The sequence below is a fragment of the Ectothiorhodospiraceae bacterium BW-2 genome, from assembly GCA_008375315.1.
GTDB lineage: Bacteria > Pseudomonadota > Gammaproteobacteria > Thiohalomonadales > Thiohalomonadaceae > BW-2.
The window spans coordinates 377,770-390,825 of the sequence record CP032507.1 but is presented as its reverse complement, the minus strand read 5'-3'; the positions used below and the strand labels follow the sequence as shown (position 1 = coordinate 390,825).

General features: G+C 53.5%; 8 protein-coding genes and 1 pseudogene. 3 read left to right on the top strand and 6 right to left on the bottom strand.

The genetic code is table 11. The annotated features are described in order from the left end of the window. Positions 1–3: 3 nt before the first annotated feature. The 3 genes and pseudogenes from D5085_01745 to D5085_01735 form a co-directional block, all read right to left on the bottom strand. Positions 4–1,533, bottom strand: coding sequence for an STAS domain-containing protein (locus D5085_01745; protein QEP41972.1), 1,530 nt, complete (start codon positions 1,531–1,533; stop codon positions 4–6). Then, positions 1,521–2,468: a hypothetical protein gene (locus D5085_01740; GenBank protein ID QEP45011.1), complete on the bottom strand. Its 948-nt coding sequence runs from the start codon at positions 2,466–2,468 to the stop codon at positions 1,521–1,523. The genes D5085_01745 and D5085_01740 overlap by 13 nt, the downstream gene beginning before the upstream one ends. A 762-nt stretch (positions 2,469–3,230) precedes the next feature. Then, a pseudogene (locus D5085_01735) lies at positions 3,231–3,572 on the bottom strand (peptidoglycan-binding protein). Here D5085_01735 and D5085_01730 point away from each other — a divergent pair. The 3 genes from D5085_01730 to flgL all read left to right on the top strand — a co-directional run bounded on the left by D5085_01730 (position 3,552) and on the right by flgL (position 10,010). Beyond that, positions 3,552–7,040 carry a hypothetical protein gene (locus tag D5085_01730; GenBank protein QEP41971.1) on the top strand — a complete coding sequence of 1,163 codons (3,489 nt, stop codon included), beginning with the start codon at positions 3,552–3,554 and terminating at the stop codon, positions 7,038–7,040. The pseudogene D5085_01735 and the gene D5085_01730 sit on opposite strands and share 21 nt — an antisense overlap. A gap of 317 nt (positions 7,041–7,357) precedes the next feature. Next, positions 7,358–9,031: a flagellar hook-associated protein FlgK gene (flgK, locus tag D5085_01725; GenBank protein ID QEP41970.1), complete on the top strand. Its 1,674-nt coding sequence runs from the start codon at positions 7,358–7,360 to the stop codon at positions 9,029–9,031. 28 nt (positions 9,032–9,059) lie between these two features. Then, positions 9,060–10,010: a flagellar hook-associated protein 3 gene (flgL, locus tag D5085_01720; protein ID QEP41969.1), complete on the top strand. Its 951-nt coding sequence runs from the start codon at positions 9,060–9,062 to the stop codon at positions 10,008–10,010. Here the strand turns inward: flgL and D5085_01715 are convergent. The 3 genes from D5085_01715 to D5085_01705 are packed head-to-tail and all read right to left on the bottom strand — an operon-like array spanning position 10,001 to position 13,046. Next, complete coding sequence (locus D5085_01715) at positions 10,001–11,914, bottom strand: fumarate reductase/succinate dehydrogenase flavoprotein subunit (GenBank protein QEP41968.1); 1,914 nt, start codon at positions 11,912–11,914, stop codon at positions 10,001–10,003. The genes flgL and D5085_01715 overlap by 10 nt on opposite strands. Continuing rightward, entirely contained in the window at positions 11,901–12,605 is a 705-nt protein-coding gene (locus D5085_01710) for a succinate:quinone oxidoreductase (protein QEP41967.1), read from the bottom strand. Before D5085_01710 ends, D5085_01715 begins: the two co-directional genes overlap by 14 nt. Before the next feature lie 3 nt (positions 12,606–12,608). Continuing rightward, entirely contained in the window at positions 12,609–13,046 is a 438-nt protein-coding gene (locus D5085_01705; protein QEP41966.1) for a D-tyrosyl-tRNA(Tyr) deacylase, read from the bottom strand. Positions 13,047–13,056 lie beyond the last annotated feature (10 nt).

Genomic DNA, 13,056 nt, shown 5'->3' with positions numbered 1-13,056 from the left:
GGGTTAATCTTCTAGCGCCATCACAGTGCGATTTAAAGTACGGATCTTCTGGCTCATGACAATACCGATACCGGAGAGGAGTCGATTAGCCAACTGGGGCTGCTCCTGCTGTAGCCGCTTAAAGGCTTTCGGAGTCAGCTCTGCAACGGCTAAGTCCATCTCGGCGACAATGGTGGCTGAGCGGGGTTCATTGTCAAGTAGCGCCATCTCGCCAATCATACTGCCGGGACAGAAGGCGTAGAGCAGTTTGGAACGGCCGTGACGACCACGGGAGAGCGCTAGTACGCGACCCGAACGAACTAGCAGCAGTCGTCCATCCTGATCGCCTTGGTGGCTGATAACCGTTTTGGCCGGATACCGCTGCTGTTCAAGATAGGTCTCAAACAGATCGAGCTCGACACGGCTAAACAGCTTTAGAATGTTAAACGCACTCCATGGGACGGTTGTATGGTAGCGGTGTGGCCCTAGCTCGCGATCTAGCAGCCGATCTTCGCAGGCAAATATGGCATCATGCACCGTCTCAAACTGATGCTCTGCGCCTACTAAGTAGAGTATGCCGCTCTTTTGTAGCTTTTCGGAGAGGGTCGGGCTCTCCTGTAGGCCGGTCAGTACCAGTCGGCAGCGGTTATCAAGAGCTAGGTGGTGCAGCCGTCGCAGCAGCCGGATTGCAGCTTGATCGAGATCACTTAAAGCGTGACAGTCGAGAATAGTATAGCCACCATTGTGCTGTAGCAGGAGGGGGAGTAGCTGCTGTTGTAATGACCGGCAGTTACCGGAGAAGAGGCTCCCTTTTAGCTCGGTAATCTGAATCTGTTTGCCTAGCCGAATGAGAGCTTCAGTTTCAGCAGGGGAGCGATCGGCATGACCTGGCACCTCCAGAGCGCTATAGCCGCGCCGAACGACGCGGTCACTCATCTGTGAGCTGAACATCAGCCGATTGGCAATATGGCTGACCACCCTGCCTAGCAGCAGGAACCAGAGAGCCACATACAGATAGAGCCAGAGCATAATCTCCGGTGCCCGAATCGCGGCGATGACGGTATTGGCGCGGGCGACAATCTCATCGACCCCGATAACCGAAGCGGTGGAGGAGGCCATAATGATAATGATGAAGTATTGAGTCCAAGCCAGACCAAAGCTCATCAACGGATGGTGGCCGCCGGCGCGACGATCCTGGTAGAGTTTAACCACCTGATCGGAGACGAAGCCGGTAACGGGTACCATCAGAGCGATGGAGGCTTTAATCCAAGCGGGCACCTTGACCACCTCATCGCCCCAGTTGATCTCAACTGGTAAGATAAAGGCGATATAGAACATAAAGACGAAGCTAGGGATATTGCGAAACAGGCTAGTTAAGAGCGCCCCGCTCTGATTGAGACTGCGATAGGGGAGGGTTCTCATCCAGCCTAACCCCCATCCGACCGCAGTGCCTAACCCCATGGAGAGGAGCGATAGCAGCAGGTTCATCATAAACCCGCCGGCAAGGTAGGGAGTCCAGATGCGTAGTTCGTTCAGAATCTCTAGGAGGCCCATCGATTGACTACCCGACGCAAGCTATTGAGTAACACGATCGCAACGGCGACCAGTAGAAAATAGAACAGCATTAAAAAGTTCATCATTTCAGTACTGTTACCATGTTCAGATAAAATCGCATTGGTGGCCGAAATGAGCTCCGGTACCGCAATCACTGAGGCGATACCAATCGCTTTAACGATATTAACTGAGTTAGCGACTAGGGCGCTAAAGGCGCTCTCAATCACCTCTGCTAGGTGGGCATAGGGGGGATCATAGGGGTAGCGGGCACCGATATTTTCCATCGCATGCAGTAGCGCCACCGCGTTACTAGCACCGGCGTAGAGCGAAAAGACCACTCCAGCTACCGCGATGGCGTTAAAGGTGATATTCCACTCATTCGCTGCCACCGTACCTAGCCCGAAGAAGATAATGTAGAGCTGTAAAATAGGGGGAGTCTTCTGAAATAGCTGTACGATGGTAGCGAAGAGCCAGCCTAGGGGCCAGAGGCCGCGTAGCTGGCTATAGGCCGCTACCAATCCGAACAGCAGTGAGCCGACAATAGCGATTAGACTGAGCAGAAGGGTCAGCACGATGCCCTGCCATAAAATGTCGCCCGCATAGGGGTCAGTTAGGGGGACAAAGTCGATGCCTAAATCGACTAACCAGCCGCGAATGCCGTCAAAATTGGGCGTCGTTTCGACACCGGCCTCTTTCAGCAGCTTCTGGTTTTGGCACGGTAGTGGAAAGCGATTATCCTCGCCACGGCGGCAGAGTAGTTCGCCATCGGCATCTAATTGGTTAAAGAGCTGATTTTGCTGCTGTAGATAGGGGCTCGGAGGGAGTCCCCACTCCGCCTCCTTGGCCAGCAGAAAGCCACTGCGATGCCACTCGGCGATGGTATCGGCGACAAAGAGTCCTAGGGCGCGATCAACTTCACTGCTCTTGACTGCCACCGACCAAGGGCCGACCAGAATCGACTCTAGTGGCATATAGAAGTCGCTCCAGCGCTCCTGTTTTAGCAGCCGGGTAATCACCGTATCGTCATAGGCCCAGCCGATACAGCGTCCCCCCTCCAGCGCCAGTTGGGCATCGCGGTTGCCTTTAAAGATCACCGGCTCAATGAGATAGCGCTGAATCAGAACGCGGTTAAAGTGGGTTGACTCATTGAGACAGATTTTGCGTCCCCGTAGCTCCCCCCAAGAGTTAACGATAACCCCTTTGTGGATCATGAGATTGACCCCACTGGCGTAGTAGTTTGGCTCTAGTAGGCCGGCGATCTCCCGCCGCTTGAGAGTATCACTCATCGTGGCAATGATGAGATCCACCGCCCCCTCTTCCACCTTGCCCATGCGGTTACTCGCCGTGACGCTGACCAACTCCAGCTCAAGGCCGAGACGCTGAGCCAGATCGCGCGCTAAATCGGGCTCTAGGCCGTAAATGTCAGCATTTTCATTAATGCCGCCCCACGGGGGGTAGTCGGTCTTGACCCCGACGATCAGTTTGCCACGGCTACGAATGAGCGCCATGCGATCATCGCTGTCAAGGTGGTCGGCTATCGTGGGGGAGAGCGGTGGTGGCGAGCTGACGGGTGGGGGGGCAGCGGTGGGGGGCGCTGTCGTTGTAATGGTCTCCGCTGTGGCATGAGATAAGGGGGGCGTCGTTGCCGGTTCAGGTGTGGGTTCGGGTTCGGGTGTGGACGGCTCCTGCGGGGCGGTTAGCTGTTGTAGTAGCTGCTCTGATAACTCTCCATCGACCGGTAGCTGCTGATCTTGCTGATAGTTGCGAATGGCGCTACGAGTCTTTGGCCCCGGCAGGCCATCGACTTGACCTGCATCGTAGCCGCGCTGATTTAGCTGCTGCTGAATCTGTGCGATCTGATCTTGATTCACCTCTGCGGCCCACAAATCAGCGGCTCCGTGGCTAAGCCAGACGAAGCAGAGCAGTAACCAAAACAGCAACCGCAGACCGGTTTGGGTCTGGCGTAGAGGTAAACGCATAGAGTGTAGAGTGATTAAAAAAACTAGATAGTGATCCCAATGAGTGCGGTAGGTTACCATAGCCGGTGGCAAAAACCTATAGGCTCTTTTTTTAATGGATTGATTGGAGGGTGTTTCATGCGGCTACTGGCCAAAATGGGTTATTTAGTGTTGATCGTGGTTCTGGTGGGGCTCATCTGGCACCGCTATCAGAGTGATATGGAGCGGTTAGGGGAGGGGGAGCAGCAGCAGCAGCTCGCTATTGGTGTGGTGTTGCCGCTAAGCGGCAAAAACAGTACTACCGGCCAGATGCACCTGAACGGGATTGAGATGTTAATCGATGAGATGAATCAGCACGGTGGCGTCAATGGCGCTCGGCTGGTGCTCAATGTCTATGACGATCAGAACCAAGCCGAGTTAGCCCGACAACGAGCCGCAGAGCTAGTTAGCGATGGTGAGAGTGTGGCGGTCATCGGCCATAACTACAGCTCGGCATCGCTCGCGGCAGCGCCGATCTATCAGCAGGCCGGTATCGTAGCCATTACCCCTAGCTCCAGTAATCCGGCGATAACCCGCGATAACCCCTACTACTTTAGTGCCCTTATTAATAACGACTTTGAGGCCCATATCGCGAGCTACTACGCTAAAGGGGTCTTCAATTTTGAGCGGGTTTGTGTGATTCATGAAGATCTTGCCTATGGCAGCGATTTAGCCGCGAGTTTTATCACTATGGCAGAGCAGCTACAGATGGAGATAAGCTGTCAGCACGGTTATCGGGTGGAGGATGAGACTCTGGAACAGAGTCTGCAGCAGCTAGCGTTAGGGCTAGCTGCGCGTGCGTCTGAGTTGGGGGTTATTTTTATTGCCGGTCATAACCATGAGGGGGCGCTACTACTACGGCAGCTGCGTGATGCGGGGATCGACAATACCGTCCTGCTCCCCACCTCGTTCTACAACAACGCCTTTACCACCGCGTTTGATCAGCTACCGAAGGAGCAGCGCCAGCCGGGATACTATCTACGCAACAGCTATGTGGTGTCGCCAATGCTGTTTGAGACGGCTAATCAGCAGGCGCAAAAGTTTCGTAGCGCCTACCGGCAGCGGTTTGACTCTGAGCCGGGGTGGCATGCGGCCTTCTCTTATGACGCGGCTAAAGTACTGGTTAGCGCCCTGCAGCAGGCGGGTTTAAACGGTAGTGATGGCCCGATTGAGGGTGTTAGAGAGCGGGTACGGCAGGCGATGGTTCGCTTTAACTCGGTGGAGCGTGGCGTTAGCGGTGTTACCGGAGTGACCTATTTTGATCAACATGGAAACGCCTTTAAGCCAGCCTATATGGCCACTTTTGTGCGTAATCGACCGGTATCGGCGCTATTACAGTTAGAACAGCTTAAGATAGTTTCACCCCCTAAGGCGATGGCCGAGGCGGTGGCAGCGGGGGAGTTGTTACAGATAGGTGAACACTATCTACAGAAAATTTATGTCGTCCATAGTGGTATTACCGTCAATCGTATTGAACCGGTTGCCGAACGAGAGGGGATGGTGGAGCTCGATTTTTATCTCTGGTTTCGCCATCAGCAGCAGATCGATCCGACCGATATCGAGTTTGTGAATGCCGCCGAGGCGATAACGCTACCTGAGCCGGATCGCTATCAGCTCGATAACGGGGTGGTCTATCAGCGCTTTCATCTGAGCGGGCGCTTTGTGACCGACTGGAATCGGGCGATTAGCAGTATGGTGCTCGATGGGCGCATTGTCGGGGTGGCCTTTAGGCATCGGCGACTGGATCGTAGCCAGTTAGTCTATGTTACCGATATTGTCGGTATGAATATGGAAAATAGCGATCACTATCTACAGCGGCTACAGCAGAGTACCCTCTTTGCCGATCACGATGACTGGCAGCTACATGGGGTGCGGCTATTTCCCGATATCTTATTGCAGAACAATATGGGGCAGCTCCACTATCTTGATCGCGGCGTGGGTGAAATCCCCTTTTCACAATTTAACTTTGTGCTCGATATCTCGACTAAGAGCCTCTCGCTACGACGGATGCTCTCTCCCGAACGCTCATTTTGGGTGGTGGTGGGTAGCGCTATGCTGCTGCTACTGCTACCACTTTTGCTGCGCTGGAGAGGCGTTAGACGGGAGGGGGGGGGGCGCTATGTGTGGCTGCTGCAAGGCGGTGCGATTGTGCTGCTACTACTAGCGCTGGAGGTCGAGCTGCTACAGTGGCTACAGCAGAGCTCGGGACGCTTTGAGAGCGCAATGTTTATCACCCTATTTGACCTCTTGTGGTGGTTTATTCCGGCGCTGCTGCTCATTAGTGCGATGGCGACCTTCATCTGGCAGCCACTGGAGTACCATACTCGGCGTAAAATTCCTAATTTGGTGCGGGCGTTTAGTGGCGGCTTGATTCTGCTGTTAGCGGGATTTGGGATCCTCTCGTTTGTCTTTGGTTATAAAATTACCGCGCTGTTGGCTACTTCAGGGGTGATTGCGATGATTGTGGGTCTGGCGATACAGATCAATATCTCCAATATCTTCTCCGGCATCGCGATCAATCTGGAGCGGCCGTTTCGGATTGGGGATTGGATTCAGCTACAAGGAGGGAAAGAGGGGAAGGTGATCGATATTACCTGGCGCTCGACTCGGCTGCTCTGTCGTGATAGCACGATTATCTCCATCCCTAATGCGGTAGCGTCGGAGTCGGTGGTGCAGAACTTCTCATTACCAGATGAGGCCTACGAAACGGTATTAACCGTGGTTATCGATGCAGATGAGCTACCACATCGGGTAGAGAAGATTTTGCAAGATGCGCTGCTGACTATCGATGAGGTGGAGGCTACTCCTGCGCCGTGGGCTAAATTTAATGGGATAAAGGAGTATAACGCCCACTATATTGTCGGGTTTACCAGTCGCGATTTTGGGGCTAAACTGCGTCTGAGTCGGGCGTTTTGGGGCCGTATTTGGCGCCATCTGCACTGGGCGGGCATTCAGTTGGCGACAAATCCGCTGCTACAGAGTCGGCTACTTGAAGAGGAGGTGGCGGCGACTCTGCTTGCGGCCGAGCTAATCGGCGAAGTGGAGCTATTTTACGATCTATTTACCCCGCAAGAGCTCGAACAGCTACTGCAGGGGAGCGAAACGCGCCACTACCCTCGGGGGGAACAGCTAATCGGCTGTGGTGATGAGGAGCGCTCAATGATTATTATCTGTGAAGGGGCCGCTGTGGTGAGACTGCCTCAGAACCAAGGCGAGCCGATTGAGCTGCAACGCCTCGGAGCAGGCGATGTGATAGGGGAGATGGCGCTCTTTACCGGTGAGCCTCGTAGTGCCGATGTGGTCGCGTTAAGTCACTGTTGTGGCTACGTGATAGATAAAGCGGTAATGCAGCCGTTGCTAGAGCAGAATCGGCAGCTCGTTGATCGCATCAGTCGGCTGTTGCACCAGCGCCAGCAGAGCACGCTTTCGGCCCGTTCAAACAAAAGCGAGGCGGTAGGCGGGGATAGCGCTAGCCTGAAGCAGCGTATCTGTCGCTTTTTTGGGTTATAGTGGCACAATTAAAAAAGGCGCAGCGAAAGGGGAGGATGCTGCGCCTAAAATCCACCAAAGGAGGATGGAGGAGTCTTGAACAATTGTCGTCCTTAACAATCAGTGGCTGTTAATATAACTGTTTTCTAATATAAGTCAACCCCCACTGGGTGAAAAATATTACCAACAATAGTTATCATCATGATTTTAAATATATTTTTTATTTGTGTTGGGCGGTTTATTTTTTGGTAGTTCGGGGCTAGTTTAAGTTTAGAGGGGAATTGCCGATATAATAGGCAGTTGGATTTGAGTCATTTTTTATCACGGGAGTAACCCTTATGGATCTTATTACCAATGGGCGTGCGGCGCTGGTAGCCTTTCAAAATGCACTGGTGACCACCTCAAATAACATCGCCAATGTCCATACTGAGGGCTATACTCGCCAACAGACCGAATTCACTGCCCGCAGAAGTGAGGGGGGGATGGGTACCGGTGTCGAAGTCAAGGGTATTCGTCGCCACTACAATGAGTACCTGAGCCGCGATCTTCAGGAGAGCATCTCTCGTAAAGAGGAGCATAACCTCTCTTTGGATCTGATGGATGAGATAGACCAAATCCTAGTTAACAGCGAGACCGGTATCGGCCGCTTTAACCAAGACTTTTTTAATGCGGTTGAGAATGTGGCTAACGATCCGACCTCTATTGCCGCTCGGGAGGAGATGCTAGGGCGGGGGGAGACCCTTGCCTCCCGCTTTCGTGAGGTAGGTAACCGCCTGAACGCCATTGACGAGCAGGTAAATAATCAGCTCTCCGATTCGGTGATGGCAGTTAATGAACTCGCTGCCCAAATTGCCGGCATTAACAGCAACATTCAGGATGTTGCCACTTCCGCCGAAGATACACCCAATGATCTGCTAGACCAACGCGATCAGTTAATTAATCTGCTCTCGGAGTATGTCTCGGTAAAAACCATCGACATGCCCAACGGCACCAATAATATCTACATTGGCGATGGTCAAAATCTAGTCGTCGGAGCGAACCATAATACCTTTAGTCTGCAAACGACGGAGTTTGGTGGTTATACCCGTAAAATTGGAATTGTGACCAATACCGGCAGCTTTACCGATGTGACTGACCGAATTAATGGCGGTAAAATTGGAGCGACTCTCGATTTTAAAGAGGGAGTGTTACAGCGCACCAAAGACGATATTGGTTTAATGGCAGCCGGAATCTCAATTAAGTTTAATGAGTTGCATCAAAATGGCTTTGATATGGATGGAGATACCAATGAGCCATTTTTTAATAGCGCCGCCCCCGCTATCTCCTACAATAGTAGCAGCAATAGCAGTGGTGCCACGGTTGCCTACGACTATACTTTTGCACCTCTGCCAGCGACTAACAGTGATACTGTGATCGATAGTTGGCGCGGAGCGCAATATCTAGTCGAGTATGATGGGCCTGCCGATGCGTGGAAGGTAACTAATCAGCGCGATAGCAGTGAACAGACCTTTGCTGGAGCGGGTGGTGCGGCGACCAGTTTTACCTTTAATGGCGTCACCCTGACCACCTCAGGAGTGGCCGCTAACGGTGATCGCTTTTTGGTCACCCCCTTTGCCAATAATGCCCGCGATATGGCGCTGCTGATTAAAGAGCCACGCGATATTGCCGCCTCTGATACCGCAGGCCAAGAGGGCAATAATGTCATCGCGGCTCAACTCGCTGAGGTTGGGCAATTTAGAGGCTTTAATGGCAGTACCCAATCGGCCGATATGATCTACGAGGGGTTAGTCTCCTATATTGGCTCGAAAGCTAACTCGGCTAAAGTCTCCTATGAGGCGAGTGAGGTGATCTATCAGCAGTCACGCCGGGCACGGGATGATGTCTCTGGAGTTAATCTGGATGAGGAGGCGGCCAATCTCATGCGCTATCAACAGGCCTATCAGGCGGCCGCTAAGGTGATGTCAGCCTCAGATGAGATGTTTCGGATTTTAATCGGCTCAATACGGGTCTAATGATAGTTACTAAGCGGGAGTTCATAGTATGAAACTGGCCACAACCACCATGCAGCGCCTCTCTATTGAGGCGATGCAAAATAAGTATGAGAAAATTGCCAACCTACAGACTCAAATTAGCTCGGGGCAGCGTATTCAGAAGCTATCGGACGATCCGGCCGGAGCGGCAAGAATTAACGAGCTAACGCGCGAAATTGCCCGCTATGAGCAGTTTAGTTCCAATATGGACTACGCTGAGACGCGATTAGAGTTTGAGGAGACCAACCTACAGAGCATTGGCGATGTCTTGCAGTCGGTACGCGAAGAGGCGGTACGGGCGGTCAATGGTACCCTCAATACTCAGGATCGGGCGGCAGTGGCCAAACAGTTTGAACTGGCGGCAGAACAGCTAGTTGGGCTGATGAATGCGAAAGGGAGTGATGGGGAGTATATCTTCTCCGGCTATAACAGCAGTGTGACACCGTTTAGTTTGACCGAAATTGCCCCAGCGACCACGCCACCGACTTGGCAGGGTGCTTATAGCGGTGATAACAATCAACGCGCGGTCAGAATTGCCGATGGAGTGACGATGCCGTTAGGCCATGCCGGTCAGTTAAGTAACGGCGATGCGCTGTTTGGCACCGGCACAGCACCGGGAACCAACGGCGGTGAAAATATCGCCGCACTGATTATGAATTTTGCCGAAGAGCTGAAAGCCGATAATCTTGCTAGTGGCGGTTCGATTTTAAGCCAAATTGATACCGTGATGGAGCGGGTGACTAATGCTCAGGCGGAAGCCGGGGCACGGATGAATATGATTAGCTCCCAGCGCGAGGTCAATCTCGACTACTCGCTCTATTTAGAGCAGAAGAAGGCCGATGTGCATGATGTCGATATTACCGAGGCGATTACCTCCTTAACCCAAGAGATGACCTCAATGCAGGCACTACAGCAGACCTATACCCGAGTCAATCAGCTTAGTCTGTTTAACTATTTATAGTTCCTAACTGCCAAGGCGATATTGTCAAACTGTAGCGGCTCAGTCAGCCGCTGCGCTGCATCGCCACCTTCACCCCTGTACCAGCAGGCGACATGGCTAAAAGCGGTATCATTACGCGCCGCTTCGCCGCTGCTCTGAAACTCCTCCCGAAAGTGGGCACCACACGACTCCTCCCGTTGCAGTGCGTCAAGACACATTAATTTAGCAAACTGCATAAAATCGGCGACCCGACCGGCGCGTTCCAGACTCTGATTCAGCTGCTCGCTGTGACCGCAGAGCGCCAGATCGTGCCAAAACTGATGCTCAAGCGCCTCAATTTGAGTTAAAGCCTGTTGTAATGAGGCAGCGGAGCGCGACATACCGCAACCTTGCCACAATATCTCTCCGAGTTGACGATGAAACTCGGTGACCGAGCGGCGTCCGTTAATGGCTAACAGGGCATCCATTCGCGCTTTAGCGTCGGTTTCTGCGGCGATAAACGGAGCGGCTGTTGTGTCGAGTCGATCGGGGCGATGCTGCGCTAAAAAGTCCCCTATGGTCTGCGGCAAAATAAAATAGCCATCGGCTAACCCCTGCATCAGTGCGCTAGCGCCAAGGCGGTTAGCCCCGTGATCGGAGAAGTTCGCCTCCCCAATGACAAACAGCCCCGGAATGGAACTCATCAGATGGTAATCAACCCACAGCCCACCCATAGTGTAGTGGGGCGCCGGGTAGATCTGCATCGGCACCTGCCACGGATCATCATGGGTGATATTTTGATACATCTCAAACAGATTGGCGTAGTGCTGCTCAATCGCCTCCCGCCCCATGGTGGCAATGGCATCGGCAAAGTCGAGATAGACGCTGCGCCCCATCGCCCCGACGCCGCGCCCCTCATCGCAGACCTCTTTGACGGCACGGGAGGCGATATCACGAGGTGACAGATTGCCGTAGGCGGGGTATTTGCGCTCTAAAAAGTAGTCCCGTTCTGAGAGTGGAATGTCGTTAGCGGGGCGGCTATCCCCCGCCTGTTGCGGTACCCAGAGTCGGCCATGGTTTCGTAGCGACTCCGACATAAGGGTCAGTTTCGCCTGACCGGGGTGGCTCAGTGGGGTACAGGTGGGGTGAATTTGGGTAAAACAGGGGTTAGCAAACAGCGCCCCGCGCTGATAGGCGCGCCAGGTGGCGGTGACATTACAGCCCGCTGCATTGGTAGAGAGGTAGTAGATATTACTATAGCCACCGGTGGCCAGCACCACCGCATCGGCGATATGGCGGCTAATTTGACCGTTCACCAGATGACGGACGATAATACCGCGGGCGCGACCGTTAACCACGACCAGATCGAGCATCTCGCTGCGGGTATAGAGCTTAATCCGACCGCTATGAATCTGACGATTCATCGCCCCATACGCACCGAGTAGTAGCTGCTGTCCGGTCTGACCACGGGCATAGAAGGTGCGCGAGACGAGAGTGCCGCCAAAGGAGCGGTTATCGAGATAGCCGCCATAATCGCGGGCGAATGGCACCCCTTGAGCAACGCACTGATCGATAATATTGCCGCTCACCTGAGCGAGTCGATAGACATTGGCCTCACGCGAGCGAAAATCGCCCCCCTTAATCGTATCGTAAAAGAGACGCTGAATGCTGTCGCCATCGTTACGGTAGTTTTTAGCGGCGTTAATCCCCCCCTGAGCTGCGATAGAGTGGGCGCGGCGCGGGGAGTCGTGAAAGGTAAAGAGTTCGACCCGATAGCCGAGCTCCGCCATCGTGGCGGCGGCTGACGCGCCGGCTAGGCCGCTACCGACCACAATCACCCGATAGCGGGGTTTATTATTGGGGCTAATAAGCTGTAGCTGGTTACGGCAGTTATCCCATTTGTCAGCCAGCGGGCCGGAGGGGGTGCGGCTATCAGGTACCTGCATGGTCAATCTCCGTTGCAAGCTCAAACCCCCCTAGTAGGGCAGTGAGCAGAATAAGGATAAATCCGATGACAGTGAACAGGGTTAATAGCAGTGCTAGGGTATGAAAGAAGCCAAAGTAGTTATCGTGATAGAAACCGAGGGTCTGAAAAACGCTACGAATAGCGTGGTAGAGGTGGAGCCCTAACGCTGCCATAGCGATGAGATAGAGAGTCGTTAACCACGGGTTGGTAAATGAGAGGACTACCCGAGCATAGACATCGACATACCCTTGGTGATCGAGTCGCGCCATATAGCGCTCGCCGCCGATACCGAGCGTAAGATGGCCGATATGGAACAGCAAAAACAGTAGCAAAATAGCGCCACTCCACATCATAAAAGGGTGCTTAACACGGCGCAGCCAGAGGGTATCGTGACCATAGTCGCACGAACGGGAGCGGCGATTTTCACGACTAACCACCACCGCTAGCGCAATGTGAATCATCAAAATGGCGATCATGCCGAACCGTATTAACCACAGCAGCGGATTCTCCTGTAGCCAGTGGGCGTAGGTATTGAGCGCATTGGCGCTGACAAAGATGGTTAAATTACCGACCGCATGGCCGATGATAAACAGAATCAGCACTAGCCCCGAGAGCGACATTAGCAGCTTTTTGCCAATCGAGGTACGAATGAGACGAAGCAGACGAAACATACGCTATCCCTGTAGCCAGAAGGTGACTGGGCCATCATTGGTCAAGCTAATCTGCATATCGGCACCAAAGCGACCGCTCGCCGTTGGGGTGTGTGCCGCTTGGGCCAGAGTCAATAGATAGCTAAACAGCTCTTCGCCCACCTCAGGGGGGGCGGCAGGGCTAAATCCGGGACGATTACCCTTACGGGTATCGGCCGGCAGAGTAAATTGGGGCACCAGCAGCAGCCCCCCCTCGATCTGTTGCAGATTTAGATTCATCTTGCCCTCGCTATCGGCAAAGACTCGGTAGGTTAACAGCCGCTGCAAGAGTCGATCGGCCTTCGCGCGGCTATCTTGTCGCTCAATACCGATAAACACCAGTAGGCCTTGGTCGATTTGCGCCACCGTTTCGCCCTGAATAGCGACCGAAGCGTGGCAAACCCGCTGTAACAGCCCAATCATAGCGCCTTAG